This window comes from Oleiphilus sp. HI0079 (genome assembly GCF_001635105.1).
This window is the reverse complement of the sequence record NZ_LWFT01000296.1, coordinates 1-246: the sequence shown is the minus strand read 5'-3', so window position 1 is coordinate 246 and position 246 is coordinate 1. Positions and strand designations below refer to the sequence as shown.

The window sequence follows — 246 nt, the reverse complement described above, 5'->3', positions numbered from 1 at the left end:
TGTAGGTAATCAGATTAAAATCACCATGCTCCGTTTCAATTCGATGCTCCTCTTGCCTGACAACAGTCTGCTCATTCAAAGCGCGATAATGGATCATATCAGCAATGGTGCCGATTTTAAGATCGTGTTTTTTCGCAAACTCTTCCAAATCAGGGCGTCGCGCCATCGTTCCGTCTTCGTTCATTATCTCTACAATCACCGATGACGCTTCAAAGCCAGCCATTCTAGCTAGATCACAACCCGCCT

At 45.5% G+C, this 246-nt stretch carries 1 protein-coding gene; it reads right to left on the bottom strand.

What is annotated here, in order from left to right; translation table 11 throughout:
• Positions 1-246 (bottom strand): 3,4-dihydroxy-2-butanone-4-phosphate synthase (locus tag A3750_RS04120; protein ID WP_197474875.1); only part of this gene is annotated, 246 nt, incomplete at both ends.